This window comes from Haloarcula sp. CGMCC 1.6347 (assembly GCF_037078395.1).
Taxonomy (GTDB): Archaea; Halobacteriota; Halobacteria; order Halobacteriales; family Haloarculaceae; genus Haloarcula; species Haloarcula amylolytica.
This window is the reverse complement of sequence record NZ_JAYMGX010000002.1, coordinates 348,975-370,776: the sequence shown is the minus strand read 5'-3', so window position 1 is coordinate 370,776 and position 21,802 is coordinate 348,975. Positions and strand designations below refer to the sequence as shown.

The 21,802-nt window shown below is 63.8% G+C and carries 28 protein-coding genes; 21 read left to right on the top strand and 7 right to left on the bottom strand.

Features of this window, described 5'->3' with window-relative positions; genetic code table 11:
* Window positions 1-128: 128 nt before the first annotated feature.
* Together VI340_RS10300 and VI340_RS10295 are read right to left on the bottom strand one after the other, a co-directional pair.
* Window positions 129-638, bottom strand: coding sequence for a hypothetical protein (locus VI340_RS10300; RefSeq protein ID WP_008312695.1), 510 nt, complete (start codon window positions 636-638; stop codon window positions 129-131).
* Window positions 635-937, bottom strand: a complete 303-nt coding sequence (locus tag VI340_RS10295; RefSeq protein ID WP_004517029.1) for a UPF0175 family protein — start codon at window positions 935-937, stop codon at window positions 635-637. The genes VI340_RS10300 and VI340_RS10295 overlap by 4 nt, the downstream gene beginning before the upstream one ends.
* A gap of 158 nt (window positions 938-1,095) precedes the next feature.
* Between VI340_RS10295 and VI340_RS10290 the strand changes: the two genes are divergently transcribed.
* Window positions 1,096-1,932 (top strand): pantoate kinase, encoded by an 837-nt coding sequence (locus VI340_RS10290; RefSeq protein ID WP_008312698.1) that lies wholly within the window; start codon window positions 1,096-1,098, stop codon window positions 1,930-1,932.
* 60 nt (window positions 1,933-1,992) lie between these two features.
* On the top strand, window positions 1,993-2,721 hold the full coding sequence (locus VI340_RS10285) for a DUF2103 domain-containing protein (protein ID WP_008312700.1): 729 nt from the start codon (window positions 1,993-1,995) through the stop codon (window positions 2,719-2,721).
* 17 nt (window positions 2,722-2,738) lie between these two features.
* Here VI340_RS10285 and VI340_RS10280 read toward each other — a convergent pair whose 3' ends face one another.
* Together VI340_RS10280 and VI340_RS10275 are read right to left on the bottom strand one after the other, a co-directional pair.
* Complete coding sequence (locus VI340_RS10280) at window positions 2,739-3,383, bottom strand: hypothetical protein (protein ID WP_008312703.1); 645 nt, start codon at window positions 3,381-3,383, stop codon at window positions 2,739-2,741.
* A 35-nt stretch (window positions 3,384-3,418) separates the two neighbouring features.
* Window positions 3,419-3,643, bottom strand: a complete 225-nt coding sequence (locus tag VI340_RS10275) for a hypothetical protein (protein WP_008312705.1) — start codon at window positions 3,641-3,643, stop codon at window positions 3,419-3,421.
* Between the two features lie 75 nt (window positions 3,644-3,718).
* On the opposite strand from VI340_RS10275, the gene VI340_RS10270 reads away from it, so the two are divergent.
* The 3 genes from VI340_RS10270 to VI340_RS10260 all read left to right on the top strand — a co-directional run bounded on the left by VI340_RS10270 (window position 3,719) and on the right by VI340_RS10260 (window position 4,547).
* Window positions 3,719-4,027: a 50S ribosomal protein L37ae gene (locus tag VI340_RS10270; protein WP_004591489.1), complete on the top strand. Its 309-nt coding sequence runs from the start codon at window positions 3,719-3,721 to the stop codon at window positions 4,025-4,027.
* Window positions 4,028-4,053: 26 nt separating this feature from the next.
* Window positions 4,054-4,188 carry a DNA-directed RNA polymerase subunit P gene (locus VI340_RS10265; RefSeq protein ID WP_004517024.1) on the top strand — a complete coding sequence of 45 codons (135 nt, stop codon included), beginning with the start codon at window positions 4,054-4,056 and terminating at the stop codon, window positions 4,186-4,188.
* Between the two features lie 107 nt (window positions 4,189-4,295).
* Window positions 4,296-4,547: a KEOPS complex subunit Pcc1 gene (locus VI340_RS10260; RefSeq protein WP_336358298.1), complete on the top strand. Its 252-nt coding sequence runs from the start codon at window positions 4,296-4,298 to the stop codon at window positions 4,545-4,547.
* Between the two features lie 63 nt (window positions 4,548-4,610).
* On the opposite strand, the gene VI340_RS10255 is transcribed toward VI340_RS10260, so the two are convergent.
* Window positions 4,611-5,213: a metal-dependent hydrolase gene (locus tag VI340_RS10255; RefSeq protein WP_336358297.1), complete on the bottom strand. Its 603-nt coding sequence runs from the start codon at window positions 5,211-5,213 to the stop codon at window positions 4,611-4,613.
* Window positions 5,214-5,288: 75 nt separating this feature from the next.
* Here VI340_RS10255 and VI340_RS10250 point away from each other — a divergent pair, with 75 nt between their 5' ends.
* From VI340_RS10250 to VI340_RS10220, 7 genes are all read left to right on the top strand, one after another.
* Window positions 5,289-5,930 (top strand): hypothetical protein, encoded by a 642-nt coding sequence (locus VI340_RS10250; RefSeq protein WP_008312713.1) that lies wholly within the window; start codon window positions 5,289-5,291, stop codon window positions 5,928-5,930.
* A gap of 17 nt (window positions 5,931-5,947) precedes the next feature.
* On the top strand, window positions 5,948-6,553 hold the full coding sequence (locus VI340_RS10245; RefSeq protein WP_336358727.1) for a hypothetical protein: 606 nt from the start codon (window positions 5,948-5,950) through the stop codon (window positions 6,551-6,553).
* 237 nt (window positions 6,554-6,790) lie between these two features.
* Window positions 6,791-9,559 (top strand): PAS domain S-box protein, encoded by a 2,769-nt coding sequence (locus VI340_RS10240; protein WP_336358296.1) that lies wholly within the window; start codon window positions 6,791-6,793, stop codon window positions 9,557-9,559.
* A gap of 156 nt (window positions 9,560-9,715) precedes the next feature.
* On the top strand, window positions 9,716-10,075 hold the full coding sequence (locus VI340_RS10235) for a DUF7344 domain-containing protein (RefSeq protein WP_008312718.1): 360 nt from the start codon (window positions 9,716-9,718) through the stop codon (window positions 10,073-10,075).
* 80 nt (window positions 10,076-10,155) lie between these two features.
* Window positions 10,156-10,917, top strand: a complete 762-nt coding sequence (locus VI340_RS10230; RefSeq protein WP_336329114.1) for an aldo/keto reductase — start codon at window positions 10,156-10,158, stop codon at window positions 10,915-10,917.
* 143 nt (window positions 10,918-11,060) lie between these two features.
* Window positions 11,061-11,891, top strand: a complete 831-nt coding sequence (hop, locus tag VI340_RS10225) for a halorhodopsin (RefSeq protein WP_008312723.1) — start codon at window positions 11,061-11,063, stop codon at window positions 11,889-11,891.
* A gap of 210 nt (window positions 11,892-12,101) precedes the next feature.
* Entirely contained in the window at window positions 12,102-12,284 is a 183-nt protein-coding gene (locus VI340_RS10220) for a hypothetical protein (protein ID WP_336358295.1), read from the top strand.
* Between the two features lie 327 nt (window positions 12,285-12,611).
* Here VI340_RS10220 and aspS read toward each other — a convergent pair whose 3' ends face one another.
* Window positions 12,612-13,916, bottom strand: a complete 1,305-nt coding sequence (gene aspS / locus VI340_RS10215; RefSeq protein ID WP_336358294.1) for an aspartate--tRNA(Asn) ligase — start codon at window positions 13,914-13,916, stop codon at window positions 12,612-12,614.
* Window positions 13,917-14,108: 192 nt separating this feature from the next.
* Here aspS and VI340_RS10210 point away from each other — a divergent pair, with 192 nt between their 5' ends.
* The 6 genes from VI340_RS10210 (at window position 14,109) to VI340_RS10185 (ending at window position 19,761) form a co-directional block, all read left to right on the top strand.
* Complete coding sequence (locus VI340_RS10210; RefSeq protein WP_008312728.1) at window positions 14,109-15,008, top strand: ABC transporter permease; 900 nt, start codon at window positions 14,109-14,111, stop codon at window positions 15,006-15,008.
* Window positions 15,005-15,754 carry an ABC transporter ATP-binding protein gene (locus VI340_RS10205; protein ID WP_008312730.1) on the top strand — a complete coding sequence of 250 codons (750 nt, stop codon included), beginning with the start codon at window positions 15,005-15,007 and terminating at the stop codon, window positions 15,752-15,754. Before VI340_RS10210 ends, VI340_RS10205 begins: the two co-directional genes overlap by 4 nt.
* On the top strand, window positions 15,751-16,323 hold the full coding sequence (locus tag VI340_RS10200) for a hypothetical protein (RefSeq protein ID WP_008312732.1): 573 nt from the start codon (window positions 15,751-15,753) through the stop codon (window positions 16,321-16,323). The genes VI340_RS10205 and VI340_RS10200 overlap by 4 nt, the downstream gene beginning before the upstream one ends.
* A 148-nt stretch (window positions 16,324-16,471) precedes the next feature.
* Window positions 16,472-16,963, top strand: coding sequence for an Lrp/AsnC family transcriptional regulator (locus VI340_RS10195; protein WP_008312734.1), 492 nt, complete (start codon window positions 16,472-16,474; stop codon window positions 16,961-16,963).
* 126 nt (window positions 16,964-17,089) lie between these two features.
* Window positions 17,090-17,554 (top strand): NAD-binding protein, encoded by a 465-nt coding sequence (locus VI340_RS10190; RefSeq protein WP_049943084.1) that lies wholly within the window; start codon window positions 17,090-17,092, stop codon window positions 17,552-17,554.
* Window positions 17,555-17,556: 2 nt separating this feature from the next.
* The gene (locus VI340_RS10185; RefSeq protein WP_336358293.1) at window positions 17,557-19,761 is read left to right on the top strand and encodes an APC family permease; all 2,205 of its coding nucleotides are present in this window, start codon (window positions 17,557-17,559) and stop codon (window positions 19,759-19,761) included.
* On the opposite strand, the gene VI340_RS10180 is transcribed toward VI340_RS10185, so the two are convergent.
* On the bottom strand, window positions 19,762-20,475 hold the full coding sequence (locus tag VI340_RS10180; RefSeq protein WP_008312737.1) for a phosphoglycerol geranylgeranyltransferase: 714 nt from the start codon (window positions 20,473-20,475) through the stop codon (window positions 19,762-19,764).
* A 186-nt stretch (window positions 20,476-20,661) separates the two neighbouring features.
* Between VI340_RS10180 and VI340_RS10175 the strand changes: the two genes are divergently transcribed.
* The 3 genes from VI340_RS10175 to VI340_RS10165 all read left to right on the top strand — a co-directional run bounded on the left by VI340_RS10175 (window position 20,662) and on the right by VI340_RS10165 (window position 21,790).
* Window positions 20,662-21,138 carry a hypothetical protein gene (locus VI340_RS10175; protein WP_008312738.1) on the top strand — a complete coding sequence of 159 codons (477 nt, stop codon included), beginning with the start codon at window positions 20,662-20,664 and terminating at the stop codon, window positions 21,136-21,138.
* Between the two features lie 62 nt (window positions 21,139-21,200).
* Window positions 21,201-21,602 (top strand): Rieske (2Fe-2S) protein, encoded by a 402-nt coding sequence (locus VI340_RS10170; protein WP_008312739.1) that lies wholly within the window; start codon window positions 21,201-21,203, stop codon window positions 21,600-21,602.
* Window positions 21,599-21,790 carry a hypothetical protein gene (locus tag VI340_RS10165; RefSeq protein ID WP_336358292.1) on the top strand — a complete coding sequence of 64 codons (192 nt, stop codon included), beginning with the start codon at window positions 21,599-21,601 and terminating at the stop codon, window positions 21,788-21,790. The genes VI340_RS10170 and VI340_RS10165 overlap by 4 nt, the downstream gene beginning before the upstream one ends.
* The last annotated feature ends 12 nt before the right edge of the window (window positions 21,791-21,802 follow it).

Sequence of the window (21,802 nt, the reverse complement as noted above, 5' to 3'; positions counted from 1 at the left end):
GTTGGGGGCCGCACTGTTAAACCCACGCTTTCAAGTCCAGCAGCGGGACGGCAAGGGACTGAGAGCACAGTCGTTCTGTCGAAAACCCGGCGTTAAAAGACACGAACCCACTATTCGCGGCAGTGAACTCAGGCGACTTCTCCGACTGCCCGCTCCCGCAACTCTCCGGTCAGGTGCATCCCGTGTTGGTCGATCCGTCTGACGATCCGCTTCGCCTGGGTCGGTTTGAGGTACTTGTCCTCGATAGCGGCCCGGACCACGACGCCGAAACTGCTCGTCACTTCTGCCCCCAAGCCCTGCGCCATCCGGCGGACCGTGCGATCTTCGGAGACGACGGCCACGGCGGAGCGGTCGTCGCTGTCGCGGTGGGCCAACACGCCGGCGAGTACCGTCACAGCGGCACCGAGGTCTTTCTCGCCCAGCAGGGACTCGGCCTGGTCGACGTGGGCCTCGTCGACGCCGGTGTCGATGCCGTTCTCGCGGTACTCGGTCAGGTTCGTCGCGGTCGGTTCGACCTGGACCTCGTCGATGACGGGCTCCGGAATGACGATGTCGCCGTCGAACGCGTCCAGCAGCGACAGCTCCCCCACCTGCCCCAGCGAGTACAGCGACGTCGGCCCGACGTAGATGCGGGTCATAGCTCCGCGGCCGTGTCGGCGTCGAGCTCCAGATCGGACAGCTCGAGCTGCGTCGTCAGGTTTCGCTCGCGGGCCACGTCGAGCCACTCGGCGATGGAGAGGTCCGCAAGCTGTGCGGCTTCGGCCGCCGACACGTCGCCGGACTGGTACTGCTCGACGGCGACGCGGAGCCGGAGCGTCTCCAGTCCCTCCCGCAGGGCCTTCCGAATCGTGGTCGACCGGTCCTCGGAGAGCAACTCGGCGACGTCGTCCAGTTCGTCTTTCTCTTCACTCGGGAGCCGCGCGCTGATTGTCGGCATGTTTTCACAGTCATCTCGTGTAAACATACATCAAACTACGGGTCGGAGAACCGCCTGTCGGTCTCCTGAAACTCTGGGCGGAGAGAACGTCCACCAGCCTGTGAGGACGGAGCGGGCGACCACCAATCCTTAACGCCACCGGGTCCCACGGGGAGGCAATGAGCGACGAAGCACACGCGTTCGTTCCCGGTCACATCACGGGCTTTTTTACGGTCGACCGGGGCGATGACCCCATCGAGACCGGCTCTCGCGGCGGCGGGCTGGCCCTGTCTGACGGCGTTTCTGTTACCGTCAGCCGCGGAGCTGAAACCGAAATAACGTTGAACGGCGAGGAAATCGAGGTGGAAGCCGTCGAGCGAGTGCTGGACGCGCTGCGAACCACGGCGACTGTCACCGCCGAAACACCGCTCCCGCTCGGCTCGGGCTTCGGCGTCTCCGGCGCGCTGGCGCTTGGCACCGCACTGGCGGCCAATGCCGTCTTCGGCCACGGGCTCTCGTACAACGAACTGGTGACCATCGCCCACGGCGCGGAGGTCCAGGCCGGTTCCGGGCTCGGCGACGTTGTCGCGCAGGCCCGCGGCGGCGTGCCGCTCCGACTCGAACCCGGTGGGCCGCAGTTCAACTACCTCGATGCCATTCCGGCCCGCAGCCGCGTCGAGTACGTCACGCTCGGGGAGCTATCGACGGCGGATGTCGTCGGCGGTGACACGGACATCCTGACGGCTGCCGGCGAGCGCGCGCTCTCTACCGTCGTCAAGGAGCCGAAACTGTCGACGTTTATCCAGGCCTCCCGGCAGTTCTCCCGTGAAGCGGAGCTGCTGACGCCGGCGGTGAAAAGCGTCATCGACGACGTGGCCGAAGCCGGCGGGGACGCCGCGATGGCGATGCTCGGAGAGACGGTGTTCGCGCTGGGGACCGGCCTCACCGACGCGGGCTACGATGCGACCGTCGCCGCTATCTATCCGCCCGGTGCGACCATCGAAGACGAGGGCTGACCACACGTCGCAAAACCACCGAACCGGCTTCCTTATCAGCGCGCAGCCGTAGCCACAGCTATGGACTGTCGGCAGTGTGCCACGCCGCTCGACCGACCGGGCGACTACTGCCTGGTCTGTCACACTGCCAACACCGACGCCGTCGTCCTCGAACTCGACCGCGAGCGGGCGACGGTGACATCGCTGCTGGACGGGTCGATTGTGGGCCAGCGAACGGTGACGACGACGCCGGAGGGCGAGGGGAGCGACGAAACGGTCGTCGTCGAGCTCCGCAACTTCGCCGGCCTCGTCGCGGACGAGGTGCGACGGAAACGACCGGAGGAGGTGTACGTCACGGGCGACCGTGACGTCATCGCCGCCGTCCGCCCGCAACTGCACTACGAGTTCTTCCGCGTCGAGGGCGACGATCCGGTTCAGCGGGTCATCGACCGCCAGGGCGAGCCCGCGCTGGAAGTGGTCGACGCCGCGCCCTCGGAGAAACTCGGCGGGAGCCACTCGACGCTCATCGGCGGCCGGTCGGGCCAGCGAGTCATCCAGACCGTCGCCGGCCACCCCCACGTCAAGAAGGTCATCCCCGGCCCTATCGACGCCGGCGGCGCGAGCTCACCGACGGGCGTCCGAGCGAAGGCGACCCGCGCCGATGCTAACGGCAACGTCCGGGTGCTCATCCGCGACGGCTCCAGCGTGCAGGAGAACCGCGTCGTCACGACGGCCGGCGACCGCGAGCTCGGCGAGCACGTCCGGGCCGACCTGAACGAGGCGCTGCGAGAAGCTGAACTGCAAGAGTAGTGCTTGTGGTACTCTATTCATGCCACGACAACGCCGACAACGAGCACAGCGGCTACCGCGGCACCAACGACACCAGTCCGGTGAACAGCCGGTAACGCCGTCCGCACGTCGAGTATCATCGGACCTGCATGGAGCGCAGCGAGCGCCAGATAGCCGGTCGGGGCGACCAGCGGAAACGCGACGGCCCCGATAGTCAGCAGACAGAGGCCGACGACGCCCGCTCCGAGGTAGCCGCGGCCGCGCACGGGCTGACCGGCTCCTTCGAGGACGCCGCCGGTCCAGCAGTAGCCGATGGCCGTCGCGCCGACCCACGCGTGCCAGAATGCCAGTTGTTCGGGGACGACACTGAGGAGGCCGCCGACCGTCAGCGCCATCGCAGTGGTGTTGACCGTTCCCCAGGCGAGCATCGCGTCGGAGAAGCGGACCGAGTCCGGTGCGTGCAGGACCGTCAGGCCGACGAAGCCGCCGATCAAGACGACCCACAGCACCGTTGCGAGCAGCTGGCCGTTGGCGTGGTCGAGCCAGGTGAGCGCCTGGGTGCCGCCCCAGCCGAGCAGTCCGGCTGCTGCGCCCGAGAGCAAGAACTCCGAGGCCGTAAGCCGCCCGCTCGTGGCCGGTGCGACCCGCTGGAGGCGACTTCGGAGCCCGTCGAACGCTGCCATCGACCGACGGTTTGCCCGCCTCCCTCTTGAGTTCTCTAGGCTAGCTCCGCGGTCAGCAGGAGAATGCTGGGCGCGACGAGCAGGACCATACCGGCGAGTATCAGCACTGCCGGCACGACGAGCAGTCCCATCTCGGTGAACAGCCACAGCCCGAGCCCGCCCAGCAGCGCGACGAGACCGACGATTCGCACGAGCCATGTGACGATACCCTCGAACCCGGAGTCCGCGACGAGGTCGACGACGTCGAGTAGCTCGTCCATGTCAGTCGGTCGTTGCCGGCCGGGCCTGTTAATCCCTGTGGCCGTCGGTCGACCGGGCCGCATCTCGAAGGCCTTATGTGGCCGCTCGGCGGACAACAGACCACTATGGCTAGCAAGAGCGGAAAGACCGGCAGCTCGGGCCGTTTCGGCGCTCGCTACGGTCGCGTGTCCCGACGCCGCGTCGCGGAGATCGAATCGGAGATGAACGAGGACCACGCCTGTCCGAACTGCGGCGAAGACCGAGTCGACCGCCAGGGGACGGGCATCTGGCAGTGCAGCTACTGTGACTACAAGTTCACCGGCGGCAGCTACAAGCCGGAGACGCCTGGCGGCAAGACCGTCCGACGCTCCATTCGGGCCGCACTGTCCGAAGACGAGGAGTAAAGGACCCCCGTTCCTATCTCTCAACTATGAGCTACAAGTGTTCACGCTGTAAGCGCGACGTGACGCTGGACGAGTACGGCGGCGTTCGCTGCCCGTACTGCGGACACCGCGTCCTGCTGAAGGAGCGGTCACCCGACGTCAAAGAGATCAACGTCAACTGAGGCTGTCGGTACGCCGTTGACGGTCGACGGCCGACTGCGCCACGTTGCAAACGGCTTTTCTGGGGCAGTCCCGCGACTGATACGACGACGCTCCCATTTCGAACAGTATGACTGCACAACACCAGACCCACCTCACCGCCGAGTACGACAGCGCCGACCGGGCTCGCGCTATCGAGCGGAGCATCCGTCCCGAAATCGACGACATCGAGGGCGACCGGACGACGGCGCGCCTCAGTCGGGACGGACAGCGGGTCGAACTCACTGTCGAGGCGGCCGACCTCGTCGCATTGCGGGCCGGCATCAATACGTGGCTGACGCTGCGTGGCGTCGCTGAAGACTCTCTCGCGGGACCGCAGTGAGGAAAGCGGCGCGGAAATAACGGCGTCGTCACAGAAATATCGGAAACGGTCAGTAGCCGAGCGCTACTGCCGGTAACGGTCCGGGACGTGGGCAGAGATCGACTCGGGAACGTTGCCGAACACGACCGGGGCCAGGGTTGCCAATCGACGCCGGAGGAGGCTGTACGTCGCACCGGTGACGAGGGCCGCGGCGACGACCCACCGGAACGGCCCGTCTAGAACGACGAACAGCGGCGAACCCACGAGTACCATCAGCCCCACATCCGACGGTGCACCGTCGTACTGTATCCATCGCTTCGGCGACCGCCATCGCCCGCGGACGTGGTCGTACACGGCGCGTTCGGACGTGCCTTCCCACGGGCGGAGTTCGAGGCCGCCGCCGTACCGGTCCATCCGGCAGTGGAGGGCAGCGCCCAGCAGTACGAACGTGAGCGCGACGAGCAGCGGTGTCTGGAGGATAGCGGCGAACCCGGCGGTCGGGAGCGCCGCGAGCGTGTACCCGCTTGGATAATGGAGGGTACGCCGATGACCCGAGTAGAGGTCGAGGTCGGGCAGAACGCCACCGACGAGGCCGCCAGCGAGCGCTACTGCGGCGTGGTCTGGCGCAAGGACGAGCAGCGGTGTCGCGATTGCGAGCCCCGCTATCGCGTGCGTCGGCAGCATCATATACCTGTACAAGGGGCCGTAGCCGGTATAAACACGTCGCTGGGTTTATTCTCCGTCGTACCCCAGTCCACTGCAATGAGCGATGGTGCCGGCCGTCCCGACAGCAGTCTCGGGGCTATCGACCTCGATGACACGTTCGAGAAGCTCTTTCGTGATGGGCGAACAAACGCGATCATCGCGTGGATGCTCGTCGCGATTCTCACGGCTGTGTTCGTCGAAAGCGTCCTCGATATCGACTACCAGTGGATACTGCTCGTCGGTGTCGTCGGCTTCGTCGTCCTCGTGCCGCCGGTGGCGTTCCGCGAGTGGCGCGTCATGCTGCCCTGGGAACTGCTCTTTCTCGCCTGCCTGCCGATCTTGGTCCGCGGCCTCGTCGGGGGGACGGTCGGAACCTTTGCCACGTATGTCTCGCTGGCAGCGCTGTCGCTACTCGTCATCGTGGAACTGCATATGTTCACCGAGCTGGAAGTCACACACTGGTTCGCCGTCTGTCTCGTCGTCTTGACGACACTCGCCGCCGTGGCGGCCTGGACGGTGTTCCGGTGGAACGCTGACCGGTTTCTCGGGACGTCGTATCTCACGACCAACGAGGCGCTGATGACCGAGTGGCTGTACGTCACCCTCGCCGGACTCGCCGCGGGTGTGTTGTTCGATGGCTACTTCAGACGGCGGGACCGCCGCCTCTGGCGTGGTCTCCGACGGATGGTGCGGCGATGAGGCTGCCCCGACCGTCGATGCGGAACCAGCGGCGGATCACCCGCGCGATGCAACTCGTCTTGCTCGGGCTGGTCGGCTACGGCATCGTCGCCGGCCAACCGAAGCCGATCACGAACGGCGGTATCGGCCTGCTCGTCACGTTTCTCCCCGCGGTGATGCGGCGAAACTACAATCTGGCTCTGGACCCGTGGCTCGCCCTCTGGATCACGACCGCGGTGTTCCTGCACACCCTCGGGTCGGCCGGGCTCTACGGACAGATCGGTTGGTGGGACCACCTCACCCACGCGATGTCGGCTTCGCTCATCGCCGCGTTCGGGTACACGACGGCCCGGACCATCGACCTCCACAACGATTCGATTCACATCCCCAAGCGCGTCTTCTTCGTGTACATCTTCGTCGTCGTGCTGTCCTTCGGCGTGATCTGGGAACTGTTCGAGTTCGCGCTCGACATCGTCGCCACCGAAACGGGTGTCACGATGCCGCTGGCGCAACACGGCCTCGATGACACGGTCCGGGACACGATGTTCAATTCGCTCGGGGCGCTCCTGGTCGCGGCGTTCGGACAGGCCCACCTCACCGATGTCGCAGAAACCCTCCGAGAGCGGCTGTCCGTTGTCGACTGACTCGGATGTGTCACTGGACCCGTTGCCGGGATGATAGCTGGCGGGACTGTGGTGACTGAACACAGTGCGTCACCGGTTCAAGCGTTTTCTGTCCGATGGGCTACGACAGGAACCGTGTGTTATCCCCGATGGGGTAGCCACTGTGTCGGCAAACGTGTCGGCTCGTTGTCTGGAGCCGCTGTGGCCGCCGAACAGTTATTATGCCTCAGTAAAGTGGTTGAACAGCATACCAGGGCGATGATTGGGAATGGCCTCGACGACGTCGCGTTTGCGGGAGCGAGACGGACCGGCGCTGCCAGTCGAGACATCGAAGTCGTGTATCTCGATTCCGACGCGACGGCACGAGAGCAGATACACGAGGTTCTGGCGGATCACAGCGCCGAGATGACGGTGACGAGCGTGGCAACGACGGATGCCGCGTTGGAGGCTGCCGCGTCGACAGCGGTCACCTGTCTCGTCCTCGACCCGACTGGACTGGGCGATATCCCGGCCCCACTGGTGTCGAACGACCGCTACCCGGTCGTCCTCTACACCGACGCCACTGCACCGGACAGCGCTGCGACTGTCTTCGACGATGCAGAGACGGTCGTCAGGAAACAGGGGGACGGACAGCCGACGTTTCTGGCGGAGAAGATCGTCAGCGTCGTGTCGGCGTCGGCCGATCGGACCGAATCCGCGCTCCGAGATGCGCTGTCCGGAATCGAATCGCGCGCTGAAGCGAACGAAATCGCTGTCCTGCTGGCGGATGACGGGACGGTACACTGGTCGAGCGACTCGGTGTCGACGTTCGTTGACCGCCTCGACGATACCCGCCGGGTCGAGGGCTTTTACGACGCCATGGCCACAGCGCTTCCCGACACGCCTGGCGGCCGTCGACAGCTACAGCGACTCCGGGACACCCCGACCGAACCGGTTGCGGTCCGGGTTCCGGGTAGCGACCGCGACCAGTACCTCCTTCGACACGGGCACAAGCTACCGGACGCCGCTGGGGGACTCACGCTCGTCCTGCTGCGAGACATCACCGAGACTGCACGACGTGATGCCCGCACGGCGCTGCTGGATCTCCTCGTCGAGCAGGCACAGGACGGCCTCTACACGCTCGACGAACGTGGTGTCATCGACTTCTGTAACGAGTCGTTCGCGGCGAACCTCGGGTACGAGCCGGACGAACTGTGTGGCGAACACGCCTCGACAGTGCTGGCCTCCGGTGAACTCTCGAAGGGGCAGGCGACTGTGGAAACGCTGCTCGAAACGCCTGGGCAAGAGAGCACGACTGCCGATCTGACGTTCTGTCGGAAAGACGGTACCGAACGGGAGGTGTCGATCAACTATACGCTGATTCACGACGAAGCCGGCAACTACAGCGGGTTGATCGGCGTCGCTCGGGACATCACGGAGCGCTGTAACCGCGAGCGGGAGTATCAGGAGATGACTGAGCGATTGAATCTCGCGCTCGAAGGCGCGGAACTCGGCGTCTGGGACTGGAACCCCAAAACCAACGATGTCACCTTCGACGAGCGCTGGACCGGGATGCTCGGCTACACCACGGACGAACTGGAGCCACACTACGAGACGTGGGCCGACCTCGCCCATCCAGACGACCTCGACCGAGTGGAACAGGCGCTCGCGGAACTGAAGTCCGGGGAGACCGATCTGTATCAGAGCGAGTTCCGGATGCGGACGAAAGACGGGGAGTGGCGATGGATCCGGGACATCGGCAAGGTGTTCGAGTGGAACGACGACGGCGAGGCGATCAGGGCCGTCGGGATCCACCAGGACATCACCGAAGAGCGGAAACGTCAGGATGCGATCGAACGACAGCGCGACGAACTGGCGACACTCAACGGGGTCAACATGCTCATACAGGACCTCATTCACGCTTTGGGTGGTGCCGCGACTCGCCACGAGACTGCAGAGACAGTGTGTGAGCGCATTGTCGAATCGGACCTCTGTGAGCTAGCGTGGATCGGTGAGCGAGCCGGCGCGGACGATAGACTCGTGCCGAAAACGGTAGCCGGCGACAATAGTGACGTTCTCGACGAACTCATCGTTAGTGACGGGAACGACCAAGTGCTGTGTGAAACAGCCCTCGTGACAGGTGCGGTCCAGACGATACAAGACTGCGGCGACCCGGCCGAATTCAAGCAGTGTGGGGCCGCTGCTCGCGAGCAGGGGTTCAAGTCCGCCGCAGCGATTCCACTGGTTCAGGGAAACACTGTCCACGGCGTTCTCTGCGTGTACGCCGACCAGCCAGCGGCGTTCGGCGGCCGAATAGCTGACAGTTTCGCTGTCCTCGGTAAAATGGTCGGGTACACGCTCGCCGCGGTCCAGAACAGGCAACTCCTGTCTGACGATACCACGCTCGAACTGACATTCGAATCGGAATGCCCCGACATACCCCTTGTCTCGGCGGCGAATGCGTACGGGTGCCGAATCGAGGTCGTCGAATCTGTTGATACCGAGCCGACGCACCTCCTCTATGTCTCCGTCGACCACGGGCCGCCCGATGCAGTCTCTGCGCACCTCTGTTCTCATGCGGAGATTCTCGGCTCGCGGGTCGTCCGTGCAGACGATGCCAATGGTATCATCGAGCTGCAGGTTACAGAAACCGTCCAATCGCTGCTTCTCGATGTCGGTGCTCGCTGTCGGACGGTGGTTGCCGACGATGGGGCGCTCTCCATTACTGTCGAGGCCTCGCCGGATGCCGACTCCCGGGCGATACGGGACGCAGTCTCCGACCGGGTGCCTGAGAGCACGCTGACGGCAAAGCAGGAGTGCGACCGGACAGACGACATACTTGACGTCGAAACGGACCCACGCAACCACCTGACTGACCGCCAGAAGGAAGTCCTCCGCACGGCCTTCCTGACGGGCTACTACGCCTGGCCCCGGGATACGAACGCCGAGCAACTGGCAGAGAGGCTCGGTATCGCGTCACCGACGCTCCATCAGCATCTCCGGCGAGCGCAGCGGAATCTCATCGACGCTGTGTTCGATATGCAGTGATACGCGACGGTGACGCTGTTGGCAATTACAGCCAGCGCGTTCGACGGGTACCTAGCCGTCTAGGTACAGAGTTAATAATATTGGGATCTATTAATTTAATACGAGTAAATGAGTAACCAAAGGAATGGAGGGTCGCAGAGTGACCAGTGGTGTGGGATGACGCCGTCGGACAGAACGCTGTCTACGGCGGATGTAGACGACGTGTTCGAGGTTTTGGCTGATTGGCGACGCCGTGCCGTCTGTCACTACTTCGCGAGCGGTGACCAGACGGCCGCTGACGTCACGGCGCTAGCCTCGGCAATATCGGAGCATGGAGAGACGAGCACGGTCGATGCAACAGATACGTCACCCTCGACGATCCGAACACAGCTCGAAGAGGAGCACCTGCCAGTCCTCCACCGGATCGGGCTCATCGACTACGACGAGCGAAGCGGCGCAGTGAAGTACTGGGGGTCCCCGACCGTAGAAAAGTGGGCGGACCACGCGGAAGCTGTCACGCAGCGGACCGACTTCTAATCGACCGGCGGGCCGCATCTGGGGGGATGTGGCCTGTCGGAGCCACTACTCCTTTTTAATAGGGGTCCGAACGCCGGAGCATGGATCTCCCACCGGTCGGACTCGGCACGATGGGTATCGAGGACGAGGCTGTCGTTCGGACAGCCATCGACTGTGGCTACCGCCACCTCGACACCGCTCAGATCTACGACAACGAAAGTACTGTGGGTGCAGGCATCACCGCCGCCGACACCGATCGGGCTGACCTGACTGTCGCGACGAAACTCTGGATCGACGCCCTTGAGGCGACCGCTGTCCGTCCAAGCACGGAAGCCAGCCTCGACCGACTCGGTCTCGACGCCGTCGACCTCCTGTACGTCCACCGCCCGCGTGGCGACTACGACCCCGAAACGACGCTGCCTGCCGTCGAGGCCGTGCGCGAGGCGGGACTGACCGAGCACGTCGGGCTCTCGAACTTCGAGCCGGACCAGTTGACTGTCGCGCGCGAGCACCTCGACGGAATTGCTGCACACCAAGTCGAGTTCCATCCGCTATTCTGGCGCGAATCGCTGCTCGCTGACGCCCAGAAACACGGCTACCCGCTGGTCGCGTATGCACCGCTGGCCGGCGGTCGCGTGTTCGAGGACCCGACCGTCGTCGACATCGCCGACCAGCACGACACGTCGCCGGCCGCCGTCAGCATCGCGTGGGTGACCAGCTACGAGAACGTCGTCACAATCCCGAAGGCGTCTTCCCGACCCCATCTCGAGGCCAACCTCGCCGCTGCCGACCTGGAACTGACCGACGCCGAAATTGCGCGCATCGAGGCCATCGAGCGTGAAGAAGAGCTGTTCCCGGAGTGATGCTTGCCCGGAGCGGTTAGCTGTTGGCCGTTTTTCATATCATTCTCACGGGGTGAGCGTCGCTTTCCGAAGTCTGAATATAAACCGAATACCGATACCGTTTGGCCATACGGTCTTAAGTGGTCCTTTCCTATATTGGATGTATGACAGCTGCCAGTACCACTGCAACGACAGTACTCCAGGCGACACAGTCAGACGTGCTCCAGGAGATACAGTCGAATTTCCTCCTGAACTCATCGCTCTGGGTGAACATCGCGCTGGCGGGCGTGGTCATCCTCCTGTTCGTCGCGATGGGTCGGGACATCGAGTCGCCCCGTGCAAAACTCATCTGGGTTGCGACGATGCTGGTTCCGCTGGTCTCGATTTCCAGCTACGCCGGTCTGGCCTCGGGCCTGACGGTCGGCTTCCTGCAGATGCCGCCGGGCCACGCTCTCGCCGGGCAGGAAGTCCTGTCACCGTGGGGCCGCTACCTGACGTGGACGCTCTCGACGCCGATGATTCTCCTGGCGCTGGGCCTGTTGGCTGACACCGATATCGCGTCGCTGTTCACCGCCATCACGATGGACATCGGGATGTGTGTGACCGGCCTCGCCGCCGCACTAATTACCTCCTCACATCTGCTTCGCTGGGTGTTCTACGGCATCAGCTGTGCGTTCTTCGTCGCGGTGCTGTACGTCCTGCTCGTCCAGTGGCCGGCCGACGCAGAAGCTGCCGGGACGAGCGAGATATTCGGGACGCTCAAGCTCCTGACCGTGGTCCTCTGGCTCGGCTATCCGATTCTCTGGGCGCTGGGTTCCGAAGGGGTGGCCCTCTTGGGCGTCGGCGTCACCTCGTGGGGCTACTCCGGTCTCGACATCCTCGCGAAGTACGTCTTCGCGTTCCTGCTCCTGCGTTGGGTCGCCGCCAACGAAGGCACCGTCTCGGGGTCCGGGGCGAGCATCGGCTCCGGCGGCGCTGCGCCCGCAGACGACTGAGATACGCGTCGCGAACGCTCCTCTTTATTTTGCCCGTTCTATATATCTCCCGGCCGCTGTTGTTCCCAACCGTGCTCACTCGGTCCCCTCGTAGCGGCCACCCAATCGGCAACCAGTGGCTGTCGTAGGTACACTCGCCGGCACCTGAGTCGCTCACAATCCACCGAAGTCAGAAACGAATATGAGACAGCGTTCGATTGACTAGTCTGTATGCCCTCCCCTTTCGAAAACCCGGTCGTTCGCTACGGTATCCCACTGGTCAGCGCCACGGTAGTTGCGGCTGTCGCGTTCCTCTTCCTTGAGGGAACGATACGGTACGTCGCACTCGGTATCGCTGCGCTCGAAGTTGTGGTCACGCCACAGATTCTGAAACAGGCGGCGTCGAACGCATAGTCGGGGACGGGTCGTACTCCCGTCCTCGTGTCGGATACAGTGTGTAGCCCTGCGGCTGTCTCAAGACGTGCCGAACCCGAACCGCTGCGAGACAGTGCGCTCGCGTATCGCTACGCTCGCGCTCGCTGTTTCGAGGTCCCTATGGAGAGATTCGCTGTCGGTCCTGCTGGACTCACTGCGTTCGTCCCGCTGGCTCTCAGGTCTTCGCCGCTCACGGGTCGTTCCTCCCCGTCGTCGGGCGGTGGTACCGCCCGACTGCCTGCGGGACCTTCGGTCCCGCTCTGCTCGCGATTCCGAGGTTCTTCCCCGCGGTCAGAACCTCGCTTCCTACGGGCTCAGACGCTGCCGATCTCGCGGGAACAGAACCGCTTCTCGGATGTTCTCTAACCCGAGCATCGTCATGATGAGGCGCTCGCCGCCGAGGCCCCAGCCGGCGTGGGGCGGCATGCCGTACTTGAACATCTTGGTGTAGTACTCGAAGGCTTCCGGGTCCAGGCCCTGCTGTTCGAACCCTTCGACGAGGTGGTCGAAGCGGTGCTCACGCTGGCCGCCAGAGACCAGTTCCATCGACGGGTGCATCATGTCGAAGCCGGTCGAGACCTCCTCGTCGTCGTCGTGGTCCTTGATGTAGAACGGCTTGATCTCGCTGGGCCAGTCGGTGATGAAGTAGTGCTCGCCGACCTCCTGCCCGAGGACGTGCTCGGCCTCCGTCGAGAGGTCGTCGCCCCACACCAGCGGCTCGTCGAGTTCGCCGGTGGCGTTGATGCGGTTCAGGGCGTCCTCGTAGGTGAGTCGCGGGAAGTCGCCCTCGGGGGCCGCGAACTCGTCTTCGAGGCCGAGCGCTTCCAGTTCGTCCTGACAGTTCTCGGCGACGCCCTCGTAGGCGGACCGGACGACGTGTTCGCAGGCGTCCATCGCTTCGGTGTGGTCGTAGAACGCCGACTCGAAGTCGATTGAGGTCGCTTCGTTGAGGTGCCGCGGCGTGTTGTGCTCCTCGGCGCGGAAGATCGGGCCGATCTCGAAGACGCGTTCGAGGCCGGAGCCGACCATCAGCTGCTTGAACAGCTGCGGGCTCTGGTTCATGAACGCTTCCTGCCCGAAGTAGGTGATCGGGAACAGCTCGGTCCCGCCTTCGGTCCCCGTAGCGACGATCTTCGGCGTGTTGATCTCCGTGCAGTTGAGGTCGCGGAACGCCTCGCGGACCGACCGGAGGACCTCTGCGCGGATCTCGAAGATGGCCTTCACCTCGTCCTTGCGGAGGTCGAGCGTGCGGTTGTCGAGGCGGGTCGGCAGTTCGGCGTCGACCTTGCCCGAGGGGTCGAGCGGGAGTTCGGGGTCGGCTTCCGAAATCACGTCGACGGACTCCGGCGTGACTTCGACGCCGGTCGGGGCGCGCGGCTCCTCCTCGACGTCGCCGGTGACCGAGATGACCGACTCGCGCTGGACGTTCAGCCCCGTCTCCACGAGGTCGTCGTCCATCTCGTCTTTCTCGAACTTGACCTGAATCTTTCCGGTGGTGTCCCGAAGGATAAGGAAGGCGATTCCACCGAGGTCTCGGATCTCGTGGACCCAGCCGGCGACGGTGACCGTGTCACCCGGCGCTGCGTCCGTCGTGTAGGTTCGGTTTTCCATGGACGTTGGTTCTTGTGGGCCTAACTTAAGAACAGTCTTTCGAGGCGAGGGCGCAGGTCCCTCTCGGACGCGGTGGTCTCGGGACAAGACGCCATTGATGCTCAGGCCCGGCAGAAGCGATAGCTCGGTGCCGTGTAAACAGAGTAGCCGTTGACAGTGTGTTTTATATGAAACACTTTCAAATCCGACTACATGGCCCTCCCCCGATGGTTTCCCGTCGCACGGAAAGAGGCAGTCGCGTTACTCAAATCGAAAGGAACCTGGATACTTGCGCCCCTGCTCGTCGTCTGGGGGTATGGTCCCACATACGAGAGCTGGGACGTGCTCGGCCCGAACGTCACGGTCGGCTTCGTTCAGGTCGCCGGGTCAATCCTCCTCCCGCTGGGTGTGCTGTTGCTGACGTATCGGTCGATTATTCAGGAGCGCACGTCGGGCAGTTTGAAATTCCTGCTTGGACTGCCCCTCACGCGAACTGATATTCTCATCGGCAAGGTCTTCGGTCGGAGCGTCGGGGCTGTGCTCCCGTTTGCCCTCGCAACAGTTATTCTCGGCGTGATTGGCGGTGTCAAGTTCGGCCTGTTCTCCCCGTTACGTTTCATCGGCGTGTTTCTGGTGACAGTGCTGTACATCGTTGTGCTCGTGTCAGTCGCAACAGCGGCATCGGCAGTCACGACCAGTACGGTCCGTGTGACTGGCGCGCTGTTTGGCGGTTTCTTTCTGATCTTGACGCTGGGGTGGAAACGCATCGGCGTCAGTATCTATTCCGCTGTGACGGGCAACGCAGTCAATCCGTTCGAACCACCGGCTGACGGTCTATTGTTCGCTATACTTCGGTTTTCGCCGGGTCGAGCGTACCGAACTGTAACGAACTGGATACTCGGAACGGGGAACTCCGGTGGCCTGTACACGTCAGTCATCGACGTGCTGTATCGCGGCATCTCCACCAATGAGTACGTCGTCGATGCAACGTTCAGTGGACAGTTAGTCCCGGTCTACCTGCACGAATCGCTTGGCCTCGTCGTACTGCTCTTCTGGGGTGTCGTCCCGCTGGCACTGGCCGGCTATCGGTTCAAGCGAGGTGACCTCGCATGACGCCGCCGGCAATCGAGACCGACGGGCTTTCGAAGCAGTACGGCGAGACTGTTGCGCTTGATGCGCTGAACATGACCGTTGCACAGGGCGAGGTGTACGGCTTCCTCGGCCCGAACGGTGCCGGCAAGTCGACCACTATCAATCTGCTGATGAACTACATCAAACCAACGTCGGGAACGGCCCGCGTTCTCGGCCACGACCCGTGGAACGATGTCGTCGCCTGCCACCAGCGCGTCGGTATCTGTCCCGACCGCTTCGAGACCTACGAGTCGCTGTCCGCGCGGCGGCACCTCGAACTGGTGATCGATACGAAGCGTGCGGACGACGACCCACGAGCACTGCTCGAGCGCGTGGGACTGGCCGACGCTATCGAAAGACCCGCTGGCGAGTTCTCACAGGGGATGGAACAGCGGTTGGCACTCGCGATGAGTCTCGTCGGGGAGCCGGACCTCCTGATTCTCGACGAGCCGTTCACCGGGCTCGACCCCCACGGCGTCGCGCTGGTGCGAGATGTTGTCGAAGCCGAGTCCGAACGCGGTTCGACGGTGTTTTTCTCCAGTCACGTCCTCGGGCAGGTCGATCTGGTCTGTGACCGCGTCGGGATTCTCTACGAGGGGGACCTCATTGTCGAAGGGACCCTGCCGGCGCTCCGGGACACCTGTGACCTTTCGTCTGACGCGACAGTCGAAGACATCTTCATGACACTGACTGACGGCTCCGCTCACGCCGGGGCGGTGGACGCATGAACCGCCGCCAGTATCTGGCCGTGTCGACGGCGGCGCTGTCCGGTCTCGCCGGCTGTCTCGGCGATACCGAGTACACTATCTCCAGCGTGGAGACCGAGGATGGTTCGCACCCGCTGGCACTCGATGTAACACCGGCTGACCGGGCTATCGAGATCGAAAGCCCCGGTCGGCTGGACATAACGCTCCGAAACACCGGGACACAGGACCTCAGAATCAAGAACACCGGCGTCTGGCCACTCGGGGTGTTAGGACTGGTTTCAGCAGGCGATTCGGGGTCGCTCGACGTCTTACTACTGACTGACGAGTATGCGGAGGTAGATACCGTCGAGATACGGCCAAACGGGGCGAACAAAGACAACGCCCCACTCACCGGAACGCTGGAGGCTGGTGAATCCATCGAGCGGCAGTACGAACTCATCGGGCGGCGGGTTTCAGGTGCCGGCACGTACACGCTGCAGGGCTACTTTGACGAAGTTCCCCTCTCCTACCGCACTGGCGAGAATACCGACTGGGTCGCGTATCACCCGACGGTAACCGTAACACTCACCGAACAGTCGGTGCTTTCCTGAGACACAGCGGCGTCTGTGGCTCGAATCCCCATAGCGAGTCGCCGTGTTGCTGGCGAACCACAGCGGAGTGTCGAGGACAATCGGGCGATACCAAGGCGTCGGGACAATATCCTGAACCTTTGTACTGGTAGCCGTCAAAACAGCCGACATGGCCGACGCGGAGTACCCTATCGACGATCTGGACCGGAACATCATCTACGCGCTCCAGCAGGATGCGAGACACACGTCGGCGAGTGAGATCGCTGAATCGCTTGATGTCTCCGCACGAACTGTTCGGAACCGAATCACAAAGCTCGAAGAGGCCGGCGTTATCGCCGGCTACGATGTTGATGTCGATTACGAGGCTGCGGGGTATCAGCTCCATACGCTCATCGTCTGTACGGCACCGATCCACGAGCGCGAGGAGGTCGCACAGCGGGCGCTCGAGGTGTCCGGCGTCGTCGCCATCCGGGAAGTCATGACCGGAGCCGACAACGTCCACGTCGAGGTGGTCGGCACCGACGGCAACGACCTGAGCCGCATCGGCAGGGACCTCAACGACATCGGACTGGAGGTCGTCGACGAGGACCTTATTCGGAACGAGTACACCCGGCCGTTCCACCAGTTCGGGCACGACGACCCCGGTCCAGACACTAAGTAATATAAACTTCCGAAAATTGATTATATGCATAAATAGATCCGGAATCGGAAACAGATCCTAGATATTTATCGGATGTCGGAACCAATGGGTGCGTATCGGTCGGGTAGCTCCGACCTCTACGAACCCATGATCTCGCTTACAGGACTCCGCGAACGAGTGGACGACGACATCGACCCCCCGTCGGTGCTGGTCATCAGTGACTGTCACGTCGGGTCTGAGGTAGTAACGACGTTAGATCGAGGTACCGATGCCTGTCTCGTCACCGACCACGACGGCGTTGCCGGGCAAACGCCCGACGACACCCGCGTGGTAGTCGGTGACGGGCGGGAGCGTGCTGTGCTTCAGGACGCCGGGGCCGAAACGACCGATGTCGCCCTGATCTCGATGCAGACGGACCACGGGGCGTTCCTCGTGACACAACTGCTTCGGACGCAGTTCGATGTCGAAACCGTGGTCGTCGTGCTCAATGACCCACAGCATCGATCGGCGTTCGAGTCGGCTGGCTCGACGGTGATCTGTGGCTCACGCATCCTGGCGACGGAACTGGAACGCGCTGTGGAAACAACGCTCCAGACGGCCGAAATCGCCTAACAATGGCAAAGGACCTGGAACGCGACCTCGGACTGCTGTCAGTGGTAGCGATATCCATCGGCGCGATGGTCGGCAGTGGTATCTTCATCTTGCCGGCGCTGGCGGTGAAAGACGCCGGGGCCGGCATCATCGCCGCCTACCTCCTCGCGGGCGTGCTCGTCCTTCCCGCCGCACTCAGCAAGGCCGAGATGGCGACGGCCATGCCGGAGGCCGGCGGCACGTACGTCTACATCGAGCGGTCGATGGGGCCGCTGCTGGGCACAGTTTCGGGGCTCGGAACGTGGTTCTCCCTCTCGTTCAAGGGCGCGCTCGCGCTCGTCGGCGGCGTGCCGTACCTCGTTCTTCTGTTCGATCTACCAATCAAGCCGGTTGCCATCGGGCTCGCCGCCGTCCTCATCCTCGTCAACATCCTCGGCGCGGAACAGACCGGCCGACTCCAGATCGGCATCGTTGCGGTGATGCTCGTGGCTATCGGCTGGTTCGTCGCCGGCGGCGGCCCGGCAGTCAACACCGCGAGTTACGGCGGGATGTGGGACTACGGCATCGAGGGTATCTTCGCCGCGACCGGCCTCGTGTTCGTCTCTTTCGCGGGCGTGACGAAGATCGCCTCCATCGCCGAGGAGGTAGAAGACCCGGACCGCGTCATCCCACTCGGGATGCTGGGCTCGCTCGGCTTCACGACGCTGTTGTACGTGCTCGTCGTCGCCGTCGTCGTCGGCGTCATCCCGCTCGACCAACTCGCCGGGAGCACGACGCCCATCGCGGACGCGGCCGAGGCGACGCTGGGAACTGCTGGCGTCGCGGCCGTCGTTCTCGCGGCGATTCTGGCGCTGGTCAGCACGGCCAATGCCGGCATCCTCTCCTCGTCGCGGTACCCGTTCGCCATGAGCCGTGACGGCCTCGCGCCCGGCCTGTTCAGCACGGTCAGCGACCGGTTCGGGACGCCGGTGACCGCGATCACGCTGACCGGCGGCGTGATGTTGCTGCTCATCCTCTTCGTTCCGATCCTGGAGATCGCGAAGCTCGCGAGCGCGTTCAAGATCCTCGTCTTCGCGCTCATCAACGTCGCGCTCATCGGTTTCCGGGAGAGCGACGCCCCGGACTACGACCCCTCCTTCGAAGTGCCGCTGTACCCGTGGACGCCGATATTCGGCACCATAACCGGCTTTGCCCTGCTGACGCAGATGGGCCTGATCGCGATCGTCGGGGCCGTCGGTATCGTCGTCGGCAGCATCGTCTGGTATCTGGGTTACGTCCGGCCGCGAGTCACGAGGGAAGGGGCGATCAAGGAGTCCGTCCGCCGGAGCATCGGCGACCGCGCGCTCGACCGGACCGAGGAGACGCTCGATGAGACGACAGAGACCTCCGTGCTTGTCGCGCTCCCCGAAGGCTCCTCGCGACAGAGTGAAGCGACACTGCTGGAAATCGGGGCCGCGCTCTCGCCAGCCGGCAGCAGTCTCTCGGTCGTCCAGTTCGACGAAGTGCCCGACCAGCAGCCCCTCGATTACGCCTCCGGCGTCCAGTCCTCTGACGACCTCGAGTTCGAGTGCCGGACCGACACGCTGGCGGCTGAGTTCGATGTTCCCGTCGAGTACGGTGAACTCGTAAGCCACCACCCCGAGCGGGCCGTCGCCAACGCGGTCGACGAGCGGGACGTCGACGTGCTCCTGGTGGAACGGGGCGCGTCGTTCGAGGACTCGCTGTTGGGCGACAGTATCGACCGCATCCGGAAACAGACCGACTGTGACACCATCGCTGTCGACGCACAGTCCCTCGAATCGTTGGAAACAATCACGCTGGTCACGACCCGCGGCCCGTACGACCCGCTGAAAGTCCGCGTCGGCAACGCTGTCGGGACGGAGACCGGAGCCGACCTCCAGTTCCTCTACCCGCTCGACGAGCGCCAGTCCGCGGAGGAACGCCAGCAACTCGAAGCGTACCACGACGACCTGCTGGACCTCTGTGACGTGCCGACGGAGCGGACCTTCGTGGACCGGCAGGACCTCTCATCGGCGATAGACGCGGCTGACAGCGACAGAACGCTCCTGATACACGCGAACAACGGTGGACTCGCGGCTCGTACGTCAAACGACGACGGGTCTACGCAGTCAGCAATTCAGGACAGCGACCACGCGTCGATGGAAGTAGACACGAAACGCCATCCGGGGGGCGTCGTCGGTCGATTGCTCGAGCGGCTGGCGTTCTAGCTACTTGACCGTCGCCGTCGCGTCTTTCGCGCCTTTCACCGTCTCTCGAACCGCGTCGACACCCTCGTCGTGGACGAGGTCGCCGACGACGATGGTGTCCGCGTGCTGTGCCATCGTGCGGGCGGACTCGTAATCGTGGATGCCACCGCCGTAGAACAGCGTGGCGTCGTCGAGGATGTCCGCGGCGGCGGCGACGATGTCGGTGTCGCCGAGCATCCCCGAGTACTCAACGTAGACGATCTCCTGCCCGAGGAGGTGTTCGGCGGCTTCGGCGTAGGCGGCCACGTCGTCCGCGTCGAGGTCGCAGTTGGCCTGCGTGTAGGACGCCACCGACGCCTCCGGGTTCATCACGATGTAGGCCTCGGTGAAGGTCCGCGACCAGTCGATATCGTCGTCCATGCGTATCCACTCCTTGTGCGCGCCGGTGATCCAGGCCACGTCGCCGGCGTTCATCACGACCGGGATGAGATAGCCGTCGTGACGGTCGCTGTGGACGACCGATGCGGGGTTGGACGGCTCGATGTACACGGGGATGTCGTGTTTCCCGCAGGCGTCGACGACCCGCTTCATCTTCTCCTCTGTCATTCCGGTGGTCCCGCCGACTTCGATGGCGTCGGTCCCCGTCGCCGCGACGTCTTCGAACGTCTCTCCGTCGACCAGCGTCTTGTCGGGGTCTATCTTCACGATGTGGTCCCAGTCCGCCCAGTCGCTCATACCTGCCAGACTTGCGCGTGGCCGTATAACCGCTTCGGATACACCGACCACAGTGGGTCACACTGACAGCCCGCCCAAACAGCCACGCTGACAGCCCACCCGAACAGCCAGATAGCGACCGAGTGGTGTCGGCCCCATACGTATATCTCCGAAGATTTATGATGACTATGTTACAATCGTCAGACAATGACCGCGGACAAGCGCCGGTACGTCGTCGCTGCTATCCGGGCCGCGCTCGTTCTCACAGGCGCTGTCGTAACGGTGGCAGTGCTGTACTCGTTTTCGACGATGCCGACAGCGTCACCGTCCGGCAACGGCTTCGTCCGCGGGCTCTCGTATCTGTTCGGTAGCGTTTTCTTTATTCTGGCGCTGGGCGGTGCCGGACTCGGCATCGCCTTGCCATCGCTGCTGGGGGCTGAGGACGCGCTGGCGTTCGACCGCTGGCAACGCCGCTGTCTCCAGGGCGCTGGCGGCCTCTTCGTCGGAGGGTTCGTCGTCGGACTGACGGCAGGACTGCTCACCGAGTTGCAGTTCGGTCTCTTTCTCTGGCTCGTCGCCATCGTCCTTGCCGTGCTCGTCGTCAGTTGCGTCTTGGTCTGGCGACTGTTCGAGGTGTTCGTTACCGCACTGGTTCGCCTCATCGCCGCGGAGACCGGCGAGTGACGCGCACAGTTCCCGCCGTACTACGGTAACGCTGATACCGGCGGCAACCGAACACGCCAGCCGTGCAGCGACTTACGACAGTCGAGACGGTCCACGAGGACGGGTCGTGGCTGTTCACCGCCGAAGACGCCTACGGCGACCTGGAGGAGGTCGTTCTCGTCCCCTGCGAGGACGGCGTCGAGGCATGGGTGAACCGATGTACGCACGAGGCACAGCGGTTCGACACCGGGCGAGGCGTCCCGATGCGGGACGACCAGCTCATCTGTCCCCGACACGGCTCCCTGTTCGACGCCTGTGACGGCGGCTGTGACAACGGCGACGCCGCGGGGACGACGCTCCCTGGCGTCGAAATCTCGGAGACTCACGGCGACGTGTTCCTCACGGACGACGACTACACGTTCGCCCACGAGGGCGGTATCGATGACGACGACGGCCCGAGTTCCACGTCTCACCTCCAGCTGTGACCACTGGCCACAGCATCGACCGGGACCGACTGCGGGCGGGCGTCGTCGAGTGCCCGCTCTGTGAGCGCCAGATTCCCGAGCCGGTAACGCACGCGGTCGTCTACGGTGCCGTCGACCCAGTCACAGCCGACAACGCGGAGGCCGTCGAGTGTCCGATCTGTGACGGCGTGACGTTCGTCGCCGACTGACCGGGCCGAATG